The sequence below is a fragment of the Streptomyces sp. NPDC057307 genome (assembly GCF_042667665.1).
Lineage (GTDB): Bacteria > Actinomycetota > Actinomycetes > Streptomycetales > Streptomycetaceae > Streptomyces.
This window is the reverse complement of record NZ_JBHUZM010000117.1, coordinates 1-24465: the sequence shown is the minus strand read 5'-3', so window position 1 is coordinate 24465 and position 24465 is coordinate 1. Positions and strand designations below refer to the sequence as shown.

At 71.4% G+C, this 24465-nt stretch carries 22 protein-coding genes; 11 read left to right on the top strand and 11 right to left on the bottom strand.

The window, feature by feature from the left end:
* Window positions 1-33: 33 nt before the first annotated feature.
* Entirely contained in the window at window positions 34-390 is a 357-nt protein-coding gene (locus ACFUN8_RS29215; RefSeq protein ID WP_383643876.1) for an SH3 domain-containing protein, read from the bottom strand.
* 138 nt (window positions 391-528) lie between these two features.
* Between ACFUN8_RS29215 and ACFUN8_RS29210 the strand changes: the two genes are divergently transcribed.
* Window positions 529-2787, top strand: coding sequence for a PQQ-binding-like beta-propeller repeat protein (locus ACFUN8_RS29210; protein WP_383643873.1), 2259 nt, complete (start codon window positions 529-531; stop codon window positions 2785-2787).
* 95 nt (window positions 2788-2882) lie between these two features.
* On the opposite strand, the gene ilvD is transcribed toward ACFUN8_RS29210, so the two are convergent.
* The 4 genes from ilvD to ACFUN8_RS29190 form a co-directional block, all read right to left on the bottom strand.
* Window positions 2883-4733, bottom strand: coding sequence for a dihydroxy-acid dehydratase (ilvD, locus tag ACFUN8_RS29205; RefSeq protein WP_383643870.1), 1851 nt, complete (start codon window positions 4731-4733; stop codon window positions 2883-2885).
* Between the two features lie 105 nt (window positions 4734-4838).
* Entirely contained in the window at window positions 4839-5450 is a 612-nt protein-coding gene (locus tag ACFUN8_RS29200; protein WP_383643867.1) for a TetR family transcriptional regulator, read from the bottom strand.
* Complete coding sequence (locus ACFUN8_RS29195) at window positions 5447-6415, bottom strand: sugar phosphate isomerase/epimerase family protein (protein WP_383643864.1); 969 nt, start codon at window positions 6413-6415, stop codon at window positions 5447-5449. Before ACFUN8_RS29195 ends, ACFUN8_RS29200 begins: the two co-directional genes overlap by 4 nt.
* A gap of 194 nt (window positions 6416-6609) precedes the next feature.
* On the bottom strand, window positions 6610-7548 hold the full coding sequence (locus tag ACFUN8_RS29190) for a Ppx/GppA family phosphatase (protein ID WP_383643861.1): 939 nt from the start codon (window positions 7546-7548) through the stop codon (window positions 6610-6612).
* Between the two features lie 39 nt (window positions 7549-7587).
* Between ACFUN8_RS29190 and ACFUN8_RS29185 the strand changes: the two genes are divergently transcribed.
* Window positions 7588-8433 (top strand): hypothetical protein, encoded by an 846-nt coding sequence (locus ACFUN8_RS29185; RefSeq protein ID WP_383643858.1) that lies wholly within the window; start codon window positions 7588-7590, stop codon window positions 8431-8433.
* 40 nt (window positions 8434-8473) lie between these two features.
* Here the strand turns inward: ACFUN8_RS29185 and ACFUN8_RS29180 are convergent, their stop codons facing one another.
* A complete protein-coding gene (locus ACFUN8_RS29180) occupies window positions 8474-10291 on the bottom strand; it encodes a hypothetical protein (protein ID WP_383643855.1) in 1818 nt (605 codons plus the stop codon).
* A 169-nt stretch (window positions 10292-10460) separates the two neighbouring features.
* Here ACFUN8_RS29180 and radA point away from each other — a divergent pair, with 169 nt between their 5' ends.
* Window positions 10461-11873: a DNA repair protein RadA gene (radA, locus tag ACFUN8_RS29175; protein WP_383643852.1), complete on the top strand. Its 1413-nt coding sequence runs from the start codon at window positions 10461-10463 to the stop codon at window positions 11871-11873.
* Window positions 11874-11917: 44 nt separating this feature from the next.
* Window positions 11918-13051 (top strand): DNA integrity scanning diadenylate cyclase DisA, encoded by a 1134-nt coding sequence (gene disA / locus ACFUN8_RS29170; protein ID WP_382572074.1) that lies wholly within the window; start codon window positions 11918-11920, stop codon window positions 13049-13051.
* Between the two features lie 90 nt (window positions 13052-13141).
* Here the strand turns inward: disA and ACFUN8_RS29165 are convergent, their stop codons facing one another.
* Entirely contained in the window at window positions 13142-13999 is an 858-nt protein-coding gene (locus ACFUN8_RS29165; RefSeq protein ID WP_383643848.1) for a hypothetical protein, read from the bottom strand.
* A gap of 180 nt (window positions 14000-14179) precedes the next feature.
* On the opposite strand from ACFUN8_RS29165, the gene ACFUN8_RS29160 reads away from it, so the two are divergent.
* From ACFUN8_RS29160 to cseC, 6 genes are all read left to right on the top strand, one after another.
* Complete coding sequence (locus tag ACFUN8_RS29160; RefSeq protein ID WP_383643845.1) at window positions 14180-15016, top strand: phosphatase PAP2 family protein; 837 nt, start codon at window positions 14180-14182, stop codon at window positions 15014-15016.
* A gap of 162 nt (window positions 15017-15178) precedes the next feature.
* The gene (locus ACFUN8_RS29155; protein WP_383643842.1) at window positions 15179-16090 is read left to right on the top strand and encodes an A/G-specific adenine glycosylase; all 912 of its coding nucleotides are present in this window, start codon (window positions 15179-15181) and stop codon (window positions 16088-16090) included.
* Between the two features lie 271 nt (window positions 16091-16361).
* Entirely contained in the window at window positions 16362-16982 is a 621-nt protein-coding gene (locus tag ACFUN8_RS29150) for a SigE family RNA polymerase sigma factor (RefSeq protein ID WP_383643839.1), read from the top strand.
* 113 nt (window positions 16983-17095) lie between these two features.
* Window positions 17096-17845, top strand: a complete 750-nt coding sequence (locus ACFUN8_RS29145; RefSeq protein ID WP_383643836.1) for a hypothetical protein — start codon at window positions 17096-17098, stop codon at window positions 17843-17845.
* A gap of 23 nt (window positions 17846-17868) precedes the next feature.
* A complete protein-coding gene (gene cseB, locus ACFUN8_RS29140; protein WP_383643833.1) occupies window positions 17869-18570 on the top strand; it encodes a two-component system response regulator CseB in 702 nt (233 codons plus the stop codon).
* Complete coding sequence (cseC, locus tag ACFUN8_RS29135; RefSeq protein WP_383643830.1) at window positions 18567-19880, top strand: two-component system sensor histidine kinase CseC; 1314 nt, start codon at window positions 18567-18569, stop codon at window positions 19878-19880. The genes cseB and cseC overlap by 4 nt, the downstream gene beginning before the upstream one ends.
* A gap of 54 nt (window positions 19881-19934) precedes the next feature.
* Here cseC and ACFUN8_RS29130 read toward each other — a convergent pair whose 3' ends face one another.
* From ACFUN8_RS29130 to ACFUN8_RS29120, 3 genes are all read right to left on the bottom strand, one after another.
* Window positions 19935-20381: a VOC family protein gene (locus ACFUN8_RS29130; protein WP_383643827.1), complete on the bottom strand. Its 447-nt coding sequence runs from the start codon at window positions 20379-20381 to the stop codon at window positions 19935-19937.
* Window positions 20382-20463: 82 nt separating this feature from the next.
* Entirely contained in the window at window positions 20464-20877 is a 414-nt protein-coding gene (locus ACFUN8_RS29125) for a helix-turn-helix transcriptional regulator (protein WP_383643879.1), read from the bottom strand.
* Window positions 20878-21034: 157 nt separating this feature from the next.
* On the bottom strand, window positions 21035-22582 hold the full coding sequence (locus tag ACFUN8_RS29120) for an MDR family MFS transporter (RefSeq protein ID WP_383643824.1): 1548 nt from the start codon (window positions 22580-22582) through the stop codon (window positions 21035-21037).
* A gap of 132 nt (window positions 22583-22714) precedes the next feature.
* Between ACFUN8_RS29120 and ACFUN8_RS29115 the strand changes: the two genes are divergently transcribed.
* Window positions 22715-23293 (top strand): TetR/AcrR family transcriptional regulator, encoded by a 579-nt coding sequence (locus tag ACFUN8_RS29115; protein WP_383643821.1) that lies wholly within the window; start codon window positions 22715-22717, stop codon window positions 23291-23293.
* Here the strand turns inward: ACFUN8_RS29115 and ACFUN8_RS29110 are convergent.
* On the bottom strand, window positions 23283-23954 hold the full coding sequence (locus tag ACFUN8_RS29110; protein ID WP_383643819.1) for a M23 family metallopeptidase: 672 nt from the start codon (window positions 23952-23954) through the stop codon (window positions 23283-23285). The genes ACFUN8_RS29115 and ACFUN8_RS29110 overlap by 11 nt on opposite strands.
* Between the last annotated feature and the right edge of the window lie 511 nt (window positions 23955-24465).

Below are 24465 nucleotides of genomic sequence, written 5' to 3'. Positions count from 1 at the left end.
CCGGTGGTCCGGCGCCCGGAACCGGGCCTCGGCTCAGGCGCAGCGCGGGGCGACGTACCCGTCGCTGCCCGTCTTCACATACGCGTCCGAGACGAACTGCCCGTTGGCGATGTTGTCCCAGAGATTCGACGTGCCGTACGGCCCGGACACCGACTGGCCCGGCTTCTGGCAGTTGATCCGCACCCTGGCGTTGTACGGCAGGGTGCGGACCAGCGTGTAGTTCGTGCCCGGACCCGAGCGCACGTTCACGCGGTAGCCCGGCGCGATCGGATACAGGACATCCGCCGCGGCCAGTGTTTCGATCTCGGCGTCCAGGACGGTCGACGTACCCGCTTCCGTGACCACATCCGTGGCCACTTCCGTGACCTCTCCAACCTCTTCAACAGCCATCGCTGCCCTCCCCCTTGCTGATCTTGTTGAATGTTCACTCTCCGCGACGCGCAGGCTAGCAACACTCTTCAGCCACAGCCGCACCATCGACTAGGCTCCGTGAGTCGCGCTCGCTGAAGCGACACGGGGGACTCACACATGGAATACGCCGGGAGTTACCGCCTTGAGGCCTGCCTCGGCTCCGGTGGCATGGGCGTGGTGCATCTCGCGCGCTCCGCGTCGGGGCTGCGCCTCGCCGTCAAGGTGGTGCATCAGCAGTACGCGGCCGACCCGGAGTTCCGGGCCCGCTTCCGTCAGGAGGTCGCCGCCGCGCGCCGCGTCAGCGGGGCGTTCACCGCGCCCGTCGTCGACGCGGACCCGGATGCGGAGCGGCCCTGGATGGCGACCTCGTACATCCCGGGTCCGACCCTGGCCGAGCAGGTCAAGAGCAACGGGCCCATGTCCCCTGCCGAGTTGCGCCGACTGACGGCGGGGCTCGCCGAGGCGCTGCGGGACATCCACCGGGCCGGTGTCGTCCACCGCGACCTCAAGCCCGGCAACGTACTCCTGACGGACAACGGCCCCAGGGTCATCGACTTCGGCATCTCGCGGCCGGTCGACAGCGATCTGCGCACCGAGACGGGGAAGTTGATCGGCTCGCCGCCGTACATGGCGCCCGAGCAGTTCCAGCGCCCGCGTGAAGTGGGGCCCGCGGCCGACGTGTTCGCGCTGGGTTCGCTGCTGGTGCACGCGGCGACGGGGCGTGGACCGTTCGACTCGGACAGCCCGTACATCGTCGCCTACCAGGTGGTCCACGACGAGGCGGATCTGGTCGGGCTGCCCGCCGATCTGGCGCCGCTGGTCGGGCGGTGCCTCGCCAAGGAACCCGGGAAGAGACCCACGCCGGACGAGATCATGTCGGAGCTGCGGCCGCCGTCGTACGAGGCGGACGCCTTCATACCGGCTCAACGGCGCTCCGTGGAGCGGCCCTTGGTGCTGCCGGGAGAGGGGCAGCGCACCCACGTGGGGGCGCAGTCGCCGTCCGGGCGCGCGCCGGAGCACACGTCGGCTTCACGACCCGCGTCCCGCCAGAACACGAAGCGGGAGACGAAACGGGAGACCAAGGGGGACACGAAGGCGGGAGCGGGGTCCGGGGCGGCGGAGCCGAGGACGGCGGGCGACCGACGCCGGCGGGCCAAGTGGTCCGCGCTGGCCGTCGGCGTCGTGGTGCTCGTGTACGGCGGGCTCTGGGCCGCCCAGGGATTCGGCGATACGCGAGCGCCCTCGCCCGGCACCCGGGGCTCCGGTGCGGCGGGGACCACCGACGCGGCTTTCAAGCCGTGGCTGGCCCAGGACATCGGCGATACCACCGAGCGGGGCACCGCGCCGGCGTGTTCGTACACCCCGGGCGCCTCCGGCGTCCCGGCGACACTGCTCTGCGCCACACGCGGCGTCGCCGCCGCCCGGCTCGACCCGGCCGACGGGCGCGTGATCTGGTCGCACGGCTCGGGCGCCGAGACCACGTCCGCCCCCGTCGTCTCCGGCGGTCTCGTGCACACCGTCCTGACCACCGCGAGGACCGCACGGCTGCAGACGTACGAGAGGGACGACGGCACCCCGGCCTGGAGCACGGACGTCACCGGCAATCAGGGCGGCGTCCACCACGCCGGTGACACCGTCCTGGTCGTGAAGCCCGACGGACGGGTGGAGGCGCTCAACGGCGCGACGGGCAAGAGGCGTTGGGAGCATCCGCTGCCCGGACACACCAACCCCGTCCTCGGTCTGCACAGCCCCCGGACCGGCCATATCTACGCCTCCGAGTCCTCCGACGACGGCGGCACCACGCTGGTCAGCGCGGTGGACCCGAAGACGGGCGAACTCGCCTGGCAGCGGCGGCTCGACGGAAACCTGGAGCCGGTGGCCACCGATCGCGGCGCGCTGTTCCTCACGTCGCTCGATCTGGACTCGATGACGGACGCGGTCGTGCGCTACGACCCCGCGAGCGGGGACGTACGGCGTGCCCCGTTGCCCTACCTCGTGTCCGGGGCGCAGGTGGCCGCGCGCGACGACACGGCGTACCTGCTGGTGCGGGGCGGGACCCTGCTGGCCGTCGACACCACCCGTACGGAGAAGAACGCGAAGCCCCGCTGGCGGCTGGAGACCGATGTCGCCCGCGCGTCCGGTCCCGTCGTGACGGCCGGCGGCCGGCTCTACTTCTCCGCCGCCGACGGGCAGTTGATCACGGTCGACACGACGGACGGCACGCTGATCGGCCGTACGAGACCGCGTCTGCTGTCGGGCAAGCTCGCCACCATGTCGGCACTGCCCGTCCCCGCGACCGCGCCCGGCCGGATCTACGCCGGCGCGCCCGACGGGTCCGTCTTCGCCGTGGACAGCGAGAACCCCGACACCTGGTGACGCGCACCTGGTGCCGGGGGGACGCTCGAAGCCCAACTCACCGGCCCAGCTGGTCGGCCCAGCTCGCCGGCCCGGTCCGCTCTCCGGCCCGGTCGTCAGCCCAGCAGGGAGACGTCCCTGACCGCGCCCTTGTCGGCGCTCGTCGCCATCGCCGCGTACGCGCGCAGCGCCACGGAGACCTTGCGCTCGCGCGAGACCGGCTCGTACACACCGTTCAGCGCGTCCCGCCGGACCGCCAACTCGTCGTCCCCGACGAGCAGTTCGATCGAGCGCCCCGGGATGTCGATCCGGACGCGGTCGCCGTCGCGCACCAGCGCGATCGTCCCGCCGGACGCCGCCTCGGGCGAGGCGTGGCCGATCGACAGGCCCGACGTACCGCCGGAGAAGCGGCCGTCGGTGACCAGGGCGCATGCCTTGCCCAGGCCGAGGCCCTTCAGATACGACGTGGGGTAGAGCATCTCCTGCATGCCGGGGCCGCCGCGCGGACCCTCGTAACGGATGACGACCACGTCGCCTTCCTTGATCTGCTTGCTGAGGATCTTCTCGACGGCGTCCTCCTGCGACTCGCAGACGACGGCCGGGCCTTCGAAGGTCCAGATCGACTCGTCCACGCCCGCGGTCTTCACCACGCAGCCGTCGACGGCCAGGTTGCCCTTCAGCACGGCGAGCCCGCCGTCCTTCGAGTACGCGTGCTCCAGCGAGCGGATGCAGCCGCCCTCGGCGTCCAGGTCGAGCGTGTCCCACCGCTCGGACTGGGAGAACGCGGTCGCCGAGCGCTTGCAGCCGGGCGCCGCGTGCCACAGCTCCACGGCCTCCTCGGAGGGTGAACCGCCGCGCACGTCCCAGGTCTTGAGCCACTCGTCGAGCGAGTCGGAGTGCACCGAGTGCACGTCCTCGTTGAGGAGGCCGCCGCGGTACAGCTCGCCCAGGATGGCGGGGATGCCGCCGGCCCGGTGGATGTCCTCCATGTAGTACGTGCCGCCGGGCGCCACGTTCGGCGCGACCTTCGACAGGCACGGGACGCGCCGCGAGACGGCGTCGATCTCGTCCAGGCCGTAGGCGAGACCGGCCTCCTGGGCGGCGGCGAGGAGGTGCAGGATCGTGTTCGTGGAGCCGCCCATGGCGATGTCGAGCGCCATGGCGTTGTCGAAGGCCGCGCGGGTGGCGATGTTGCGCGGCAGGACGGTCTCGTCGCCGCCTTCGTAGTAGCGCTTGGTGATGTCGACGACCGTGGCGCCCGCGTTCTCGTACAGCGCCTTGCGCGCGGTGTGCGTGGCCAGGACCGAGCCGTTGCCGGGCAGGGCGAGACCGATGGCCTCCGCGAGGCAGTTCATCGAGTTGGCGGTGAACATGCCGGAACAGGAGCCGCAGGTCGGGCAGGCGTTCTCCTCGATACGGAGCATGTCCTCGTCCGAGACGGACTCGTTCACGGCGTCCGACATCGCGTTGATCAGGTCCAGCTTGCGGACCGTGCCGTCGACCAGGGTGGCCTTGCCGGCCTCCATCGGACCGCCGGAGACGAAGACCGTGGGGATGTTGAGGCGCATCGCGGCCATCAGCATGCCCGGCGTGATCTTGTCGCAGTTGGAGATGCAGATCAGCGCGTCCGCGCAGTGCGCCTCGACCATGTACTCGACGGAGTCGGCGATCAGATCGCGGGACGGCAGGCTGTAGAGCATGCCTCCGTGGCCCATCGCGATGCCGTCGTCGACGGCGATGGTGTTGAACTCACGCGGGACGGCTCCGGCGGCCTTGATCGCCTCGGAGACGATCCGGCCGACGGGCGCGAGGTGGGTGTGCCCGGGGACGAACTCCGTGAAGGAGTTGGCCACGGCGACGATCGGCTTGCCGATGTCCTCGCTCGCTACGCCCGACGCCCGCATAAGGGCGCGTGCGCCCGCCATGTTGCGGCCGTGGGTGACAGTGCGGGACCTCAGCTCGGGCATCGTCGCTCGCTCCTTCGGCAGATCCTTCGGTGGGAATGACTTTTCCGAGCCTACGCCCACCGCTCCAAGATCTGGACGGTCTGTCCGAAATGCGGGACGCCGGGCTCAGCTCTCGGTCAGATAGCGCTGGAGCGTCGGGGAGACCAGCCGCACGATCTCCTCGGTGTCCACGGAGGCCAGCGGCTCCGCCTTGATCACATACCGCAGGAGCGCGATCCCGACCATGTGCGAGGCGGCCAGCTCGGCGCGGAGGGTGGGGTCCGGTACGTCCAGTTCCACCGCGATCCGCTCCAGCAGCCGCCGCAGCACGAACTTGCGCAGCAGGGCCGCCGCGGCGTCGTTCGTCAGGGCGGAACGGACGATCGCGAGCAGCGGGGCCCGGGACACCGGGTCCTCCCAGACGCTGATGAAGTAGCGCGCCAGCCGCTCGCCGATGCCGTCCGTACCGCCGGTCAGCAGAGCGGGGACGACCAGGGCCGGTTCGAAGGAGACCTCGATGGCCGCGCCGAAGACCTCGTCCTTCGTACCGAAGTAGTGGTGCACGAGGGCCGGGTCCACCCCGGCCGCCTTCGCGATGCCCCGTACGGACGTCTTGTCGTAACCGCGCTCGGCGAACTCCGTACGGGCCGCTTCCAGGATCCGCTCGCGAGCGCCGGGGCCGGTGTCCGCGTCCGAGCGGGCGGGGCGGCCGCGGCGGCGGGGGGCCGCGTCGGTCATGGGCGGCGGATCCGGGGGCGGCCGTGGGACACGCGGGGCTGCGGGGGCCGGGTCTCGGCGGAGGCGGAACCGGAGGCCGATCCGGACGCCGATGCCGAGGCCGTTCCGGAAGCGGATCCCGCCGACGAGCCCGCGGCCGATCCCGCCGAGGCCGAGGCGGTCGCCGACGCCAGATGCAGCCGGGTGAAGGCCAGTGCCTCCGCCAGGTCGGCCTCCCGTTCGGCGGACGACATCGCGCGCCGGGTGTTGACCTCGATGACGACATGCCCGTCGAAGGAGGTGCCCGCCAGCCGTTCGAGCAGTTCGGCGCAGGGCTGGTTGCCGCGCCCCGGCACCAGGTGTTCGTCCTTGGCCGAGCCGTTGCCGTCGGCGAGATGGATGTGTCCGAGCCGGTCGCCCATGCGCTCGACCATGGACATCGCGTCGGAACGGGCGGTAGCTGTGTGCGACAGGTCGACGGTGAAGTGACGGTAGTCGTCCTTCGTCACGTCCCAGTCGGGGGCGTACGCGAGCACCTCACGGTCCCGGTAGCGCCACGGGTACATGTTCTCAACGGCGAAGCGCACGTCCGTCTCGTCGGCCATCCGCCAGATGCCGGTGACGAAGTCGCGCGCGTACTGGCGCTGCCAGCGGAACGGCGGGTGTACGACGACGGTGGAGGCGCCCAGCCGCTCGGCTGCCGCCCGCGCCCGCTGGAGCTTGGTCCACGGGTCGGTCGACCAGACGCGCTGCGTGATCAGCAGACATGGCGCGTGGATGGCGAGGATCGGCACCCGGTGATAGTCCGAGAGGCGGCGCAGTGCCTCGATGTCCTGGCTGACGGGATCCGTCCAGACCATGACTTCCACGCCGTCGTACCCCAGGCGCCCGGCGATCTCGAAGGCCGTCGCCGTGGACTCCGGATAGACGGAGGCCGTCGACAGGGCGACCTTCGCATCCGGGATGCGCACCACTGGTTCTGCCACGGACACAGGGTACGGGCACCGGCGGGCGGCATCGCGGGCACCGGAGCGGAAAGTGACGAGTGCAACGGCTGTGCTTGTCCGCGAGCCTCCTCGGGAGGCGGCGGGCCGGACCGCTCGCCGCCTCTCCTGAGAAGGCGAGCGGTCGCACAGCGGTCGGTGGTTGGAGATCGGCGCCATCGGTCGGCGTTCGGCGGTCAGACCTCCGTCGTCGGCAGTTGGTCCAGCCGCCGCAGGATCACGCCCTCCCGCAGCGCCCACGGGCAGATCTCCAGCTCCTCCACACCGAACAGATCCATCACCGCCTCCGCGACCAGCGCGCCGGCCAGCAGCTGGGGCGCCCGCCCCTCCGACACTCCGGGCAGTTCGGCACGCCGTGCGGAGGTCATCCTCGTCAGCTTGGGAACCCACTCCTCCAGGGATTTACGGCTGAGGTCCCGCTGTACATAAAGTCCCTCGGCGGAGCGGGCCGCCCCGGCGATCCGCGCCAGTTGCCGGAAGGTCTTCGAGGTGGCCACGACATGGTCCGGCTCGCCGAAGCGGGTGAACTCGCCGACGTTACGGGCGATCTGGGCCCGCACATGGCGGCGCAGCGCCCGTACGGCCTGAGGGTCGGGCGGGTCGTCCGGCAGCCAGCCCGCCGTGAGGCGGCCGGCGCCCAGGGGCAGCGACACCACGGCGTCCGGTTCCTCGTCGATGCCGTAGGCGATCTCCAGCGAGCCGCCGCCGATGTCCAGGACCAGCAGTTTTCCCGCCGACCAACCGAACCAGCGGCGGGCCGCGAGGAAGGTCAGCCGCGCCTCCTCGTCGCCGGTGAGGACCTGGAGGTCAACGTCCATCTCCTCCTTGACCCTGGCGAGTACGTGATCGGCGTTGCTCGCCTCGCGCACGGCGGACGTGGCGAACGACAGCACCGCCTCGCAGCCCTTGTCCTCGGCGGCCACGAGCGCCTCGGCGATCGTCGCCACCAGCCGCTCCACGCCCTCGGGCCCGATCGCGCCGTCCTCGTCGAGCAGTTCGGCGAGCCTCAGCTCGGTCTTGTGGGAATGGGCGGGCAGCGGCCGCGCGCCGCGATGGGCGTCGACCGCCAGCAGATGGACGGTGTTCGAACCGACGTCGAGAACTCCGAGTCTCATGGGCGAACGCTACTGCGGAGACACGCATACGCTGGAGCCGTGCCAAAGACGAACAAGGCGAAGCCGGGCAAAGCCAGCCGCGCCGCCAAGAAGCAGCACGAGCAGGTCCCGCCCGACGAGAAGGGGCTGGACTTCGCGCGGTCCTGGGTGGAATTCCCTGATCCGGCGGACGACGAACAGATCTTCCGCTGCGATCTGACCTGGCTCACCTCGCGCTGGACCTGCATCTTCGGCAGCGGCTGCCAGGGCATCGAGGCGGGCCGCGCGGACGACGGCTGCTGCACGCTCGGGGCGCACTTCTCCGACAAGGACGACGAGAAGCGGGTCGCCGGGCACGTGAAACGCCTCACGCCGGAGGTGTGGCAGTTCCACGACGTGGGGGCGGACAGCGGCTGGGTGGAGACGGACGACGAGGGCGCCCGCAAGACGCGCCGCTGGGACGGCTCCTGCATCTTCCAGAACCGGCCGGGCTTCTCCGGCGGCGCGGGCTGCGCGCTCCACATCCTGGCGCTGCGGGAGGACCGCGAGCCGCTGGAGACGAAGCCCGACGTCTGCTGGCAGCTGCCGGTCCGGCGTACGTACGACTGGATCGAGCGGCCCGACGAGTCGCGGGTGCTCCAGGTGACGATCGGCGAGTACGACCGGCGGGGCTGGGGCCCCGGCGGGCACGACCTGCACTGGTGGTGCACGTCGGCGACATCTGCGCACGGCGCGGGCGAGCCGGTGTACAAGACGTACGGGCCCGAGTTGACCGAGCTGATGGGCAAGGCGGGGTACGACGCGCTGGTCGAGCTGTGCGAGGTACGGCTGGCGAGCGCGCTGCCGCTCCTCGCTCCGCACCCGGCGGATCCGCCCCCGGCGCCCGCGGCCTCGCCGGCTTCCTGAGCCCCGCCCGCTTCCTGAACCGCTTCGGCCTCCCGACCGCTCACGGCGACGCGGGCGGCGTGTCCGGGCCGCCGGAGCCCCCGGGGTCGCTCGGCGGACCGGTCGGGTCGCCCGAGGAGGGCGGCGGGCCGGTCGGGTCCGTCGGCTCGCCCGTGCCGGGCGGCGGATCGGTGGGGTCGGCCGGCCCCGGATCGGTCGGTCCACCGGGGCCACCCGGGTCGCTCGGTCCTGGTCCGCCCGTGCCGGGCGGCGGGGAGGACGGCGGGCGGGTCGGGTGCGTGGGCCGGCCGGGCCCCGGGTCCGACGAGGACGGCGGCCTGGAACCGTAACCGCTGATCGCGACCACCGAGCCCGTCGGGGTCAGCCCGATACGGGCGCGCCACGGACCGGACGGCTCGCGCGAGTGGTCCACGTGGACGTGGACGGTGACGGACCTGCCGGGGGCGAGCGTGCCGGACGTACGGCTCAGCCGCAGCCAGGACGCGGTGGTCCAGGCCGACCACGCGACGGCCTCGTCGCCGGTCGCGGTGAGCGTGATCCTCGTACGGTCGCCGGTCGACTCCGCCGTGACGGCGAGCCGTCCCGAGCCCGCGCCGGGCGCGCCGGGCGGGGTGTCCGTGCCGTCGCTGATGACCTCGACCGAGACGTCCGGTTCGCGGCTGCCGTTGGCGAAGGGGTCGCCGGGCCCGTTCTCGGCGTTGCCCGCGTTCTCGTAGTTGTCGTACGGGTCGGCGCCCTGCGCGCCGCGCCGTTCGGCGTCGCCGGCGCTGACCGATGTCCCGCCGTGGCCCTCGCCGGTCGGCGGCGCGCCCCGGTAGGCCGCCCAGAGGGCGAGCACGGGCGCGGCGACGACGGTCGCCACGACGGTGGTCGTGACGGCCCGCGCGCGCAGCCGCTCACGGCGGGCGGCGCGGTCCTTGGGGTCCATCGGGAAGCCGTCGCGGCCGAAGCGCGGGGTGGTGGCACGGGAGCGCGGGGTGTTCGTCATGGCGCCGTACGCCGCCGCCCGGGGTGCCTCGACGAGGGGCAGGACGGCGGGTGACGCGGCCCAGGAGGGCGCGCCGGACGAGGTGGGCCGGGCGGCGCGCGCGGAGGCGGCCGAGCCGGGCCAGGGGCCCGCGGCCTCGGCGCGCTCGGCGGCGCGGCGGCAGCGCGGGCAGTCGTCCACGTGCCGGACCAGTTCACGCCGGAGCGCGGACGAGAGCAGCACCTGGTCGTCGCCGGTGAGCTGCGCGACGGCGGGGCAGTTGCCCGTCTCCACGACGGCGAGCGCGGCCCTGGTGCGTTCGACCTCGCAGGCGGCGGAGTTGAGAAGTTCGCGGGCCGGCAGCGCCTCCATGGACAGGACGGCGGCGACGTCGCGCGCGCCGAGCCGGTGGCGTACGGCCAGTTCGAGCGCTTCGCGCTGCTCGGGGGTCGTACCGGCGGCCTCGGGCCAGGCCAGCACGGCGAGTTCACGCCGCCGGCGCGCGGCGACCTCCGGCGGGACATCGGCCCGCGTGTCGGTCCCTGGATCCCCCGGCTCGCGACGGCCGGTGTGCGCCCCCGGGCGGCTGCCGCGCCGCTCGCCGAGCCGGCGCAGACAGGCCCATCGGGCGAGCGCGTACAGCCAGGCCCTGCGCTCGGCCGCGCCCGCCGGGCAACGCCCGTGCTGGCGCTCGGAGATGGCCAGGACCTCGCCGAGCACCTCGGTCGCCGCGTCGTGGTCGCACAGCACGGAGAGGCAGTAGGTGAACAGCCCGTCCAGATACGGCTCGTACCGTACGGGCGGCCGGTCCGGCTCCGCTCGGGGCGTGCGACGGGGCGCACGGTGTGCGCCGGTGGTGTAGGCGGGGGACTCCAGTCTGCTGCTCGTCACCCGGCGACGGTAGACAGGGGAGCGCACGACTCTCCCCGCGCTTGCCTACTTTTCATCATTACGGGTGAAACGACCGCTACGGCCGTGCCTCGCCCGCCATCCGCACGCGGCCACCCGCGAAGTGGCCGCCGCGGTAAGGAGTGTCAGTGGTCGCCTATACGGTGGCGCCATGGCTGTCGCCCGTACGAAATCCGCCAAGGACCGGCCGTCCTACCGCTGCACCGAGTGCGGTTGGACGACCGTCAAGTGGCTCGGCCGCTGCCCCGAGTGCCAAGCCTGGGGCACCGTCGAGGAGTACGGCGCGCCCGCCGTACGGACGACGGCGGTGGGACGGGTCAGCACCCCGGCCCTCCCGATCGGCCAGATCGACGGCCGGACGGCGACGGCGCGTTCGACGGGCGTGGACGAGCTGGACCGGGTCCTCGGCGGCGGTCTGGTGCCGGGAGCCGTCGTGCTGGTGGCCGGTGAGCCGGGCGTCGGCAAGTCCACACTGCTCCTGGACGTCGCGGCGAAGGCGGCAAGCCCCGAGCACCGGACGCTGTATGTGACGGGCGAGGAGTCGGCGAGCCAGGTGCGGCTGCGCGCGGACCGCATCAAGGCCATCGACGACAATCTCTATCTCGCGGCCGAGACGGACCTCTCCGCCGTCCTCGGGCATCTCGACGCGGTCAAGCCGTCGCTGCTGATCATGGACTCCGTACAGACGGTGGCGTCGCCGGAGATCGACGGCGCGCCGGGCGGTATGGCCCAGGTCCGGGAGGTCGCGGGCGCGCTCATCCGGGTCTCCAAGGAGCGGGGCATGTCCACCCTGCTCGTCGGCCATGTCACCAAGGACGGCGCGATCGCGGGCCCCCGGCTGCTGGAGCATCTGGTGGACGTCGTGCTGTCCTTCGAGGGCGACCGGCACGCGCGGCTGCGGCTCGTGCGGGGCGTCAAGAACAGGTACGGCACGACGGACGAGGTCGGCTGCTTCGAGCTGCACGACGAGGGCATCACCGGCCTCGCCGACCCCTCCGGTCTCTTCCTCACCCGCCGGGACGAGCCGGTCCCCGGCACCTGTCTCACCGTCACGCTCGAAGGCCGCCGCCCCCTCGTCGCCGAGGTGCAGGCGCTGACGGTCGACTCGCAGATCCCCTCCCCCCGGCGCACCACATCGGGCCTGGAGACCTCCCGCGTCTCGATGATGCTGGCCGTTCTCGAACAGCGCGGCCGGATCAGCGCGCTCGGCAAGCGCGACATCTACAGCGCGACGGTCGGCGGTGTGAAGCTCTCGGAGCCGGCCGCCGACCTGGCGATCGCCCTCGCCCTGGCCTCGGCGGCGAGCGACACCCCGCTGCCGACGAACCTGGTCGCGATCGGCGAGGTGGGCCTCGCGGGCGAGGTCAGACGGGTCACGGGCGTCCAGCGCAGACTGGCCGAGGCGCACCGGCTGGGCTTCACACACGCCCTCGTCCCGACCGACCCGGGAAAGATCCCGGCCGGTATGAAGGTCACAGAAGTCGCCGACATGGGGGCCGCTCTGAGCGTGCTTCCGCGCCGAGGTCGCGCGGAGGCCCCACGGGACGGCAAGGACCGCCGGTAGACTTTGCCCTGGTCTCGCCCATCCGTACGAGCCGGAGGAGTGCAGTGGCAGCCAACGACCGGGCAGCAGCACCCGGAAAGTCCGGTGGTGGCTCCAGTGGATCCCGCACCGAAGCGCTGATGCGCGCCTCGCTGAGCGCCGTGGCGCCCGGCATGGCGTTGCGTGACGGCCTGGAGCGGATCCTCCGGGGGAACACCGGCGGTCTCATCGTCCTCGGCATGGACAAAACCGTCGAGACGATGTGCACGGGCGGCTTCGTGCTGGACGTGGAGTTCACCGCCACGAGGCTCCGCGAGCTGTGCAAGCTCGACGGCGCGCTGATTCTCGACAAAGACATCACCAAAATTCTGCGGGCCGGCGTCCAGCTCGTCCCCGACGCCTCCATCCCGACCGAGGAGACCGGCACCCGCCACCGCACGGCGGACCGCGTCTCCAAGCAGTGCGGGTTCCCCGTCATCTCCGTGTCGCAGTCGATGCGTCTGATCGCGCTGTACGTGGACGGGGAGCGCCGGGTCCTGGAGGAGTCGGCGGCGATCCTGTCGCGGGCCAACCAGGCGCTGGCGACCCTGGAGCGCTACAAGCTCCGGCTGGACGAGGTCGCCGGCACGCTCTCCGCGCTGGAGATCGAGGACCTGGTGACGGTCCGGGACGTCACGGCGGTCTCGCAGCGCCTGGAGATGGTGCGCAGGATCGCCACGGAAATCGCCGAGTACGTGGTCGAGTTGGGCACCGACGGGCGGCTTCTCTCCCTCCAGCTCGACGAGTTGATCGCGGGCGTCGAGCCCGAGCGCGAGCTGGTCGTACGGGACTATGTGCCCGAGCCGACCGCGAAGCGGTCCCGTACGGTCGCCGAGGCGATGACCGAGCTGGACGCGCTCTCCCACACCGAGCTGCTGGAACTGCCCGTCGTGGCCCGCGCGTTGGGCTACAGCGGCTCGCCCGAGACGCTGGACTCGGCGGTCTCGCCGCGCGGCTACCGGCTGCTGGCCAAGGTGCCGCGGCTGCCTGGCGCCATCATCGAGCGGCTGGTCGAGCACTTCGGCGGGCTGCAGAAGCTGCTGGCGGCGAGCGTCGACGATCTCCAGACGGTGGACGGGGTGGGCGAGGCACGGGCGCGCAGCGTGCGCGAGGGCCTGTCGCGGCTGGCGGAGTCGTCCATCCTGGAGCGGTACGTCTGAGGTCCGGGCCGGGGCTTAGGTACGGAGGAGGGCCGCACCACCGCGACGACGGTTGGTGCGGCCCTCCTCCGTACGTAAAGCGTCTTGCTCTCAGTCCTTGTCCAGGCGGATCGACGTCTGGCCCTGCTTCACCGTCGCGCCGGGCGCCGCCGCCTCCACCAGATAGGTGCCGGGCTTGGCCTTGCCGGGCGGCGGTGTGGCGCACTGCGGGGCGCTCTGCGTGAGGTCCCAGGTGATGGTCCGCGTGACCGTCCCGCCCGCGGGCACCTTCAGCAGCAGCCGGCTGATCTTGGGGCAGTCCTTCGAGGACCAGATCTCGTCGCTCTCGGCGTCGGTGACGGTCAGCACCACGGACTTCGGCCCGAGGTCCGCCTTGCAGTCCTTGCTCGACCCGTTGGTGGCCACGATCTTGAACGAGGGCTTCTCGCCGGGCTCGTAGGCGACCTTCCGGCTCTCCAGCTTCAACGTCAGGGCGTTCGCAGCGCAGTTGGGGAGGCTCGATCCGACCGGCACCTGCTCGCCCGTACTGCTGCCGCCCGCGCCGTCACCGCCGCCGTTCGCCGCACCGCCGGAACCTGCGGAGCCGCCCGAGCCCGCCGAACCGCCCGTACCACCGCTGCCGGTGTCACCACTGCCGCCGCCGTCGGCGCCCGCGTCCGTACCGCCCTGGTCGCCGCCGCCGCTCCCGCCGGTCCCGCCCGACTCGTCGCGCCCACCGGGCTGTTCACTGATCGCGGGTCCGGAACCGGACGGTCCGGGAGTGATCGAGGGGGCGGGCGCGTCACCGTTCGCGCCGTCGTCGCGCTTCTTTCCGCCGCTGTCACCACCGGATGTGACGACCCATACGACGAGCAACGCGAGCAGCGCGATCAGAGTCGCCGCTACTGCCCTCCGTCGCCAGTAGATGGAGGAGGGAAGCGGCCCGACCGGATTGCGCATAGATCCCACGGCGCAACTCTACGAGAGTTCAGGACCAACTCCCGCCCCACATGCCGCTCGTCTCGCAAGTTTTACGGATCATCATCACGCTACGGCCACCTGTGTGACCCCACTTGCCACTTTCGTCAGGGGTTCGGCCGCCGATGGCGAGGTGCGTGAGGCGGAGCGAGGAAGGTACGGTCCGTTTCCATGGACCCCTCCGTCACCAGCGGCCTTTACCGCGACATTACTGATCTCGCCGCCCAGTCCCCTTCCTGGGTGCGGCACTTCGTCGAGATAGGGACGGAGGCCGTGATCGTGATCCTCGGGTTTCTGTTCCTCGTCAGCTGGTGGCGGACCCGGTCCGCGGACTCACGCGCCATGGCTGTGGCGGTAGTTGGGCCACTGGCGACCGCCGTCGCGTACGTGGGCAGCGAGCTGTTCAAGAGCGCCGTGCAGGAGGAGCGGCCGTGCCGCGCGGTCGCGGGCGCGGCCGCGTCGCTGGCGACCTGCCCGCCGGTCGGCGACTGGTCGTTCCCCAGCAACCACTCGACCATCGCCGCCGCGGCGGCGGTCGCGCTCGCCATCGCCTGGCGGGCGATCGCGTTCCTGACGATCCCGCTGGCGCTCTTCGCGGCCTTCTCACGGGTCTTCGTCGGCGTGCACTATCCGCACGACGTGGCGGTCGGGCTGCTGCTCGGCGGGCTCGTCGCGACGCTCGTCGTCCTGGCGCTGACGCGACCCGCGCGGGCGCTGATCGACACGATGCGGACGAGCCGTACGGGCGTGGTGGTCTGGTTCGCGGGCCGGGGACCGGCCTCCCCGCAGCCGAGCTTCCCGCAGCCGGCGGGCACGGGTCCGATGGGCGCGGGGCCGATCCACGAATCCGTACACGGAGCGGTCCACGGGTCGGTCCACGGAGCGGTGCACGGCGCAGGACCCGCCTCGCAGCCGGGGAACGGAGCGGGGAACGGGTCGCTCTCCGCCCGCGTCGCGGAGTCCCGCCGCCTCCGCCGGGAGAAGCGCCGCCACAGCTCGCGCCTCTGAGCGAGCGCGATCGGCGCGCGACCCACACGCGATTCGCCTCGGCCGGCCGTGTACGGCTCCCAACGCGCCCCCTTCACGCCCCCGGCACCCCCCTGCGACGCCCGGCGCACAGCGGCCGGCTGCACCACCCCCACCCCGGAACGTGCCAGGATCGGTGCTGCCATGACTGCGACTTCTGCGACTACGGCGCCGGCTACCGACCCGGCCGCCCTCCACGACCCCGTCATCGCGTGGTTCGACGCGCACGCCCGCGACCTGCCCTGGCGCCGCCCCGACACGGGCGCCTGGGGTGTGATGGTCAGCGAGTTCATGCTCCAGCAGACCCCGGTCGCCCGGGTCCTCCCGGTGTACGAACAGTGGCTCGCGCGCTGGCCGCGCCCGGCCGACCTGGCCGCCGAGGCACCCGGCGAAGCGGTACGCGCCTGGGGCAGACTCGGCTATCCGCGCCGAGCGCTACGGCTGCACGGGGCGGCCCTGGCGATAACGGAGCGGTTCGGCGGCGACGTACCGCGCGAGCACGGCCAGTTGCTCGCGCTGCCCGGCATCGGCGAGTACACGGCGGCGGCCGTGGCCTCGTTCGCGTACGGACAACGGCACGCCGTCCTCGACACGAACGTGCGCCGGGTCTTCGCACGCGCCGCCGCCGGCATCCAGTACCCGCCGAACGCGACGACGGCCGCCGAACGCAAACTGGCCCGCGCGCTGCTGCCCGTGGACGAGCCGACGGCGGCCCGCTGGGCCGCCGCCTCCATGGAACTCGGCGCGCTCGTGTGCACCTCGAAGAACGAGGACTGCGCGCGCTGCCCGATCGCCTCGAAGTGCGCCTGGCGACTGGCCGGCAAACCGGCGCACCAGGGTCCGGCCCGGCGCGGCCAGACGTACGCGGGCACGGACCGCCAGGTGCGGGGCAAGCTGCTCGCCGTACTGCGCGAGGCGGTGGCGCCGGTACCGCTCGCGGTGCTCGACGCCGTGTGGGAGGAACCGGTGCAGCGGGCGCGGGCACTGGACGGGCTGGTGGCCGACGGGCTGGTGGAGCCGATGGCCGACGACCTGTACCGGCTGCCGCTGACCTGACGGCACCCGCCCGATCCGACCTCGTGCGACTTGGCCCGTACGCCCCGTACGGCCCGCATCAGCCGCACCACCCGCCCCTTGTCGGCCGGCCCCTCCGGGCCGGCCGTTCGTCCGTTCCGTCCCCGCCGTTACACAACCGATGGATGTCCGTGCGCCCGCCGAGGGCTGACGCGCACGGCCTCGTGACAACGCCTCCGTAATTTCTGAGACGTAGGCGAAGACCACAGCAACGCGGTACACGGTGCAGTTCACGGGGTGGGAGGCGGTTGGCATGGCGCACGGCGAGGTGCTCGAATTCGAGGAGTACGTACGCACCCGGCAGGAGGCTCTGCTGCGGAGTGCCCGGCGGCTGGTCCCCGACCCCGTCGACGCCCAGGACCTGCTCCAGACCGCCCTGGCCCGTACATACGGCCGCTGGGACGGCATCGCCGACAAGTCGCTCGCCGACGCCTATCTGCGCCGCGTCATGATCAACACCCGTACGGAGTGGTGGCGTGCGCGCAAGCTCGAAGAGGTACCGACCGAGCAGCTGCCCGAGCCCTGCGTCGAGGACGGCGCCGAGCAGCGCGCCACCCGCGCCCTGCTCATCGACATCCTCGGGGTCCTGGCGCCGAAGCAGCGCAGCGTCGTCGTACTGCGGCACTGGGAGCAGATGAGTACGGAGGAGACGGCGGCGGCGCTCGGCATGTCTACCGGTACGGTGAAGAGCACGCTGCACCGGGCGCTCGCCAAACTCCGCGAGGAGCTGGAGGCCCGGGAGCTGAGGCGCCGCGACGCGGAGCGCCGGGTGCCGGGTAGCCGGCGGTCCGAGCCCCGCACACCGCGCGCCCACGCTCCGGAGCGTGCCGGTTATCGTCGCGACGAACGGGGGCAGGAGCGGTGCGCGGCCTGAAGCGCGACGGAGACAGCACGCCTGCCCCGAGAAGGACCGGCCGTCGGACACCGGCGGCCCGGAGCACGAACGACACGTCGGCGTCCGGGCCGGCCGTCACCGACGGACCGGCCATGGACGGCTGGGTCAGCGACGGACCTGCCACGGACCGGCCGTCGGCCGGCGCGTCGCCGGCCGACGACAGCACCGTGCCCGGCCGGGTCCGGAAGCGGGTGACCCTGTCGGCGACGACCGCCACCGGCGGTGTGGCGCTGGCCGCGCTCCTCGCTTTCGCCCTGTTCGCCATCGGCTGCTCCACGAGCACGACCGGTACCAGGGACGAGGGCGCCGCCGTCGTCGCCACCGCCGAGCCCGTCTCGCCGCCGACCTCCGAGGCGTCGGCCCTGCCTGCCCGTGACATCGACCCGGTGGCCCTGCTCCGGCGGGACCCCAAGGTGAGCGGGCAGGTCAAGGCCGACCTCAAGCCGTGTTCCGAGGACGCCTACCCGGTGGACACCTCGTACGGGAATCTGACGGGCGCCGCCGCGCCGGACGTGGTGGTCAACGTGATGACGTGCGACGACGCCGTGGGTCTTGGGACGTACGTCTACCGCGAGTCGGACCAGGACCACCGGTACGAGAACGTCTTCGTCGCCGAGGAGCCCGCCGTGTACGCCACCATCGACCGTGGTGAGCTGGTGGTGACCCGCCAGGTGTACGCGAAGGGCGACCCCGTGGAGTATCCGTCCGGCGAGGACGTCGTGACCTACACCTGGGCCGACACGAAGTTCACCGAGCGCTACCGGGTGCGCAACAACTACAGCGGAGCGGTCGGCAACGGCCCCGTGGACGCCCCCGCGCCGTCCATGCCGAGCGAGAACTGACCGAGAGAGCTGAGAGCTGCCGGATGGTGGAGACCCATGTCCTGTTCGTCGAGGACGACGACGTCATCCGCGAGGCCACCCAACTCGCGCTGGAGCGCGACGGCTTCGTGGTGACGGCCATGCCGGACGGCCTCTCGGGACTGGAGGCGTTCCGGGCAGACCGGCCGGACATCGCGCTGCTCGACGTGATGGTGCCGGGCCTCGACGGAGTGAGTCTCTGCCGCCGTATCAGGGACGAGTCGACCGTCCCCGTGATCATGCTGTCGGCGCGCGCCGACTCGATCGACGTGGTGCTGGGCCTGGAGGCGGGGGCCGACGACTACGTGACCAAGCCCTTCGACGGCGCGGTGCTGGTCGCGCGGATCCGCGCCGTACTGCGCCGCTTCGGGCACGCGGGCGGGCCCGCCGGGGAGCGCGGCGGACCGGAGGCCGAGGAGCCCGGCGCGCGGTCCTTCGGCGATCTGGAGATCGACACGGAGGGCATGGAGGTACGCAAAGGGGGTGAGCCGGTGGCGCTGACGCCGACCGAGATGCGGCTGCTGATCGAGTTCTCGGCCGCGCCCGGCACCGTCCTGTCCCGTGACAAGCTGCTCGAACGCGTCTGGGACTACGGCTGGGGCGGTGACACGCGAGTGGTGGACGTCCATGTGCAGCGGCTGCGCGCGAAGATCGGACAGGACCGGATCGAGACGGTCCGCGGCTTCGGCTACAAACTCAAGGCATGAAACGGTTCGCCCTGCGCACCGGCGTCCGGTGGAAGATCAGCATCGCGATCGCCGCGGTCGGCGCTCTCACCGCGATGGCGCTGAGCCTTGTCGTGCACAACGCGGCTCAGCTCTCGATGCTGGACAACGCCCGCGAGGTGCAGTTGGAGCGGCTGCTGTTCGCGCAGCGCATGTACGACTCCACGCACGAGCTGAAGTTCGGTACGAAGCTGAACGACCCCGCGCTCCCCGACGACCTGCGGAAGAAGGTGCAGGAGGGCAGGCGCGCCACCTTCGTGCGTGACTCGGCGGACGGCACGCCCGACGTCTGGGCGGCCGTACCGGTGGAGAGCGGTGTGCTCTCCCTGAGCAGCAAGTTCGCCGACCGCTCCGCGGCGATCATGAAGGATCTCGACCGGGCGCTGCTGATCGGCTCGGTCTGTGTCGTCGTCGGCGGCTGTGCGCTGGGTGTGCTGATCGGCGGACAGCTCTCGCGCCGGCTGCGCAAGGCGGCGGCGGCCGCGGGCAAGGTCGCGCAGGGCAATACGGACGTGCGGGTACGGGAGGCGGTCGGCGGAGTCGTACGGGACGAGACCGACGAGCTGGCCCGCGCGGTCGACGCGCTGACGGACGCGCTGAACGAACGCATCGAGGCGGAACGCCGGGTCACCGCGGACATCGCCCACGAGCTGCGTACGCCGGTGACGGGCCTGCTGACGGCGGCCGAGCTGCTGCCGCCCGGCCGCCCCACCGAACTGGTGAGGGACCGGGCGCAGGCCATGCGGACGCTGGTCGAGGACGTCCTCGAAGTCGCCAGGCTCGACAGCGCGTCGGAACGGGCCGAGCTGCAGGAGGTCGCGCTCGGCGAGTTCGTCAGCCGACGGGTGGCACTGCTCGATCCCGATGTACGGATCCATGTCGTGCACGACTCGTGGGTGAGCACCGATCCGCGCCGCCTGGAGCGCATCCTGGGCAATCTCCTGGCCAACGCGGCCAAGCACGGCGGCACCCCGGTGGAGGTGACCGTCGAGGGCCGGGTGGTGCGCGTACGCGACCACGGTCCGGGCTTCCCCGACGCGCTGCTGCGCGACGGGCCGAGCCGCTTCCGTACGGGCGCGAGCGACCGGGCGGGGCACGGTCACGGTCTCGGGCTGACCATCGCCGCCGGTCAGGCGCGTGTCCTGGGGGCGCGGCTGACCTTCCGCAACGCGGCGCCGGAGAGTCTGACGCCCGGCCCGGACGAGACGGGCGGCGCGATCGCGGTCCTGTGGCTGCCCGAGCACGCCCCGACGACGACCGGCAGCTTCCCGATGATCACGTTCCCGGACTGACGGGGGACCGACGACAGGACCGGCGGGAACGACGGCCGACCGTCCCGGCAGGGGTCAGGACGACCATTCCTTCTCCAGGTCGAGGTCACCCTCCTTGGTCTGGGTGAACGAGAACCAGTTGCCCGAGTCGTCGCGGAAGATCGCCTCCGTGCCGTACGGGCGCTCCTGCGGCTCCTGGAGGAACTCCACGCCCTTGGCCTTCAGCTTCTCGTAGTCCCCGTGGATGTCGTCGGTGGCGAGCACGCCCGCGCCGAGCATGCCCTTGCTGACGAGCGTCCTGATCGCGGCCGCGGACTCCTCGTCCGCCGCGGGCCCGCCCGGCAGCATCAGGGTCAGCACCACGTCGGGCTGGGCCTTGGCACCGACCGTCAGCCAGCGCATGCCGCCCTCGCCCAGCGTCATGTCCGTGCGGACCTCGAGGCCCAGCTTGTCGACGTAGAACTCCTTCGCCCGTTCCTGGTCGAGCACCCAGACGGTGGAGATCGCGAGACCCTTGATCATGACGTGCTCCTCGGAGAGATGTGCCGTACGCGGCCCACTCGTGGGGCCCGTGCTTGCGCTTCCACCGTAGACACGGGCGCCGTCAGCGGGCTTCTCCAGAATTGCGGTCCTCACCTGGCGGGTCGGGGGCGGTCGCGCCGCCGCTCCGGGGCGGGAAGCCACCGGCCCACAGCATCGCGAAGCACCCTGGTATGAGCGCGGCCCCGCGGCCCGCGTGCTTGGCGCGGTAGGCGCTCGGGGTCATGCCGGTCTGTTCCTTGAAGCGCTTCGAGAAGGTGCCGAGGCTGCTGAAGCCGACGAGAACGCAGATCTCGGTGACGGTGAGATTCGCCGAGCGCAGCAGCTCCTCGGCGCGCTCTATGCGTCTGCGGGACAGATAGCGGCCGGGTGTCTGCCCGTACACCGCCTTGAACGCCCGCACGAAGTGATAGCGCGAATACCCGGCGTGGGCGGCCACCGCCTCCAGGTCGAGGGGGCCGGCCCAGTCGCGATCCATGGCGTCCTTGGCGAGCCGCAGCTGCCGCAGGTGCGTGAGAGGCACCTGCGGCGGCGGCTGACCTGCTTGCTTGCTGTCCACGTCTTCGATGCTGGCACGCCCCACTGACAACGGCCTCCGCCGTCCACAGCGCACCGACACACCGGCCACGGACCCTCTAGGCGGGCGCGTCGGCCTTCTCGGGACCGGCGCCCCGCAGCGGGACCTCCTTGACGAAGAACGCCGCGACGAAGGCGATCACCGCGACCGAACCGGCCAGCAGGAAGGCCACGTGCGTGCCGGAGGACACGGCTATCTGGTACGCCTCGCGCGCCGCGTCCGGCAGCTTGGCCAGACTCGCCGCGTCGAGCTGCGCGGACTGCTGCGTCACCGCGTCACCGCCGCGTGCCGCCATCTCCTCCTCCACCTTGCTGGTGAACAGCGCGCCCATGATGGCGACGCCGAAGGAGCTGCCGAGCGTGCGGAAGAGGGTGGTCGAGGACGACGCGACGCCCATGTCCTTCGCCTCGGCGCTGTTCTGCGCCACGAGCATGGTGATCTGCATCAGGAAGCCCATCCCGGCACCGAGGACGGCCATGTAGAGGCCGGAGGTGACCCGGGAGGTCTCGGTGTCCATCTGCGCGAGCAGGAACAGTCCGGTGACCATCAGGGCGCTGCCCACGATGGGGAAGATCTTGTACTTGCCGGTGTTGGTGGTGACCCGGCCCGCGAAGAGCGAGACGGCCATCATCGACAGCAGCAGGGGCAGGAGCAGCAGACCGGAGTTGGTCGCGGAGGCGCCCTGGACGGACTGCTGGTAGAGCGGCAGGAAGAGGACGGCTCCGAACATGACGAAGCCGGTCAGGAAGCCGATGACCTGCATGAGGGTGAAGTTGCGGTTGCGGAAGATGTGCAGCGGCAGGATCGGCTCGGGGGCCTTGGTCTGTACGTACACGAACGAGACGAGGGTGACGACGCCGATGGCGATCAGCTCCATGATCACCGCGGAGCTCCAGGCGTACTCCGTACCGCCCCAGGTGGTGACGAGCACGATCGAGGTGATGCCGACCGTCAGCAGGGCGGCACCGAGATAGTCGACCTTGTTCTTGGTCCGCTCCACGGCGGGCAGGTGCAGCACGGTCACGATCATCGCGAGGGCGACGGCGCCGAGCGGCAGGTTGATGTAGAAGCTCCAGCGCCAGCCGAGGTGGTCGGTGATGGTGCCGCCGACCAGCGGTCCGCCGATCATGGCGAGGGCCATCACGCCCGCCATCATGCCCTGGTACTTGCCGCGCTCCCGGGGCGGGATGAGGTCTCCGATGATCGCCATGACACCGACCATGAGTCCGCCGGCGCCCAGGCCCTGGACGGCGCGGAAGCCGATGAGCTGGCCCATGTCCTGGGCCATGCCGCTGAGCGCGGAGCCGATCAGGAATATGACGATGGAGAGCAGGAAGATCTTCTTCCGCCCGTACATGTCGCCGACCTTCCCCCAGATCGGGGTCGACGCGGCGGTGGCGAGGGTGTAGGCGGTGACCACCCAGGACAGGTGCTCCAGCCCGCCCAGCTCGCCGACGATGGTCGGCATCGCGGTGCCGACGATCATGTTGTCCAGCATGGCGAGCAGCATCGCGATCATGAGCGCGAGCAGCACCACGCGCACGCTTCGCGGTTGTGGCTCCGCCTTCTTCTTCTGTTCCGGCCCCGCTGCCGTGTCGAGCGACATGGCCCACTCCCCTGTTTCCTGGTCTGTTGCCTGGTTCCGCACTTACTTGCCGGTCGGCAAGTAAGTACACTGGGGAAAGTAGACCTGCCACTAGCCGGTCGTCAAGTAAGTACTTTTTTCGGGAGAGCAGTCATGGGCAGCACAGCGCAGCCACGTCGGGGCGACACCCGCCAGCGCATCCAGGACGTCGCGCTGGCACTCTTCGCCGAGCAGGGGTACGAGAAGACCTCGCTGCGCGAGATCGCCGAGCACCTGGACGTCACCAAGGCCGCGCTGTACTACCACTTCAAGACCAAGGAAGACATCGTGGTCAGCCTCTTCCAGGACCTGGCCCGGCCGATAGACGAACTGATGGCCTGGGGCGCGGCACAGCCGCCGACCCTGGAAGTGAAGAAGGAGATCCTGCGGCGCTACAGCGACTCGCTCGCCGCCGCCGCGCCTCTGTTCCGCTTCATGCAGGAGAACCAGGCGACGATGCGCGACCTGAGCGTGGGAGAGACCTTCAAGAGCCGCATGCACGGGCTGCTGGAGCTGCTCCAGCAGCCCGACGGCACCATGGCCGACCGCGTGCGCTGCTTCTCCGCGATCTTCACGATGCACGCGGGGATGCTCGCGCTCAAGGACGTCGAAGGCGACCCCGAGGAGAAGCAGGAAGCCATCCTCGAGGTCGCCACCGATCTGATGGTGCGGTCTCAGGGGGTCACAGAGTGACGTCGGCGGAGCGCAGGAAGCTCACCGGGTTGATCGCACTGCCGTAGTTCGGGGTCGTACGGATCTCGAAGTGCAGGTGCGGGCCGCTCGAATTGCCGGTGTTGCCGGAGAGCGCGATGCTCTGGCCCTTGTCGACCTTCTGGCCGATGTGCACCTTCACCTTGGACAGGTGCGCGTACTGCGAGTACTTCGCACTCGGGCCGGTGCCGTGCTTGACGACTATCGCGTTGCCGTACGCGGGACCGTCACCGGCACCGTTGGGTCCGGCCTTCACGACGGTGCCCGCGTGGGCGGCCTTCACGTTCGTGCCGACGGCGACGGCGAAGTCCTGGCCGGAGTGCTTGCTGGCCCACATGCCGCCGCCGAGGCCGTAGCCGGCGCTCAGCTTGTACTTGGAGACCGGCTTGGCCCAGGTGGGGTTGATCTTCTTGGCCTTCTTGTCCTTGGCCTTGTCGGCGGCCTTGGCGGCGCTCGCCTTCTCGGTCTGGGCCTGCTTGTCGACGACGGCGGTGGCCGACGCTCGGGGGGCGCCGGCGTCGCCGCTGCTGTTCGCGGCGAACGCGACGCCCGCACCGAGCGCCGTCGTCACTCCGAGTCCGGCGGCCAGGACGGCGGCACGGGTACGGAGCGTGGACTGGCGGGGTGTGGTGCGCTGCGACATTGAGAAACCTCCGGGCATCAATGGACCCGGCACTCAGGCACCGGGCGGGCTTGCCTCCCCTTGGTAACCCGATCGCCCATCACACCCCAAACCGCCCATCTACGACATACGGTCGTAGCCGCCGCACCGGCAAGTTGACCCCTTGACGACCTGAGGCATCCCTCGGACTCGATCCGAAATGTCCGTATTTGATACTGCTTCTTCGCACGTCAGGCGGGCACGGATCCGATGGGCGACCGGGCCGCCACCCCCTCGGCAGGCGCCGGGACCAAGGTCCCGAGGCCGACCTTTCCGAAGGTCCTGCCGGAATCACCCGCTTCACCACTATTCCTGGTCGTAGGCCGGGAAACGGGTGTGCGGCTTGTCACGGCGGGGGCCGCTCCGAGCGTCGGAGACGGGCCGGACGGAGGCCGCTCCGAGGGCCGGAGAGGTGCCCGGCGGAGGCCGCTCGGAGGGGCGGGCGGCAGCCGCCGCGGGGCATGGCAAAGGGGTGGCCCGGGACCAGTTACGG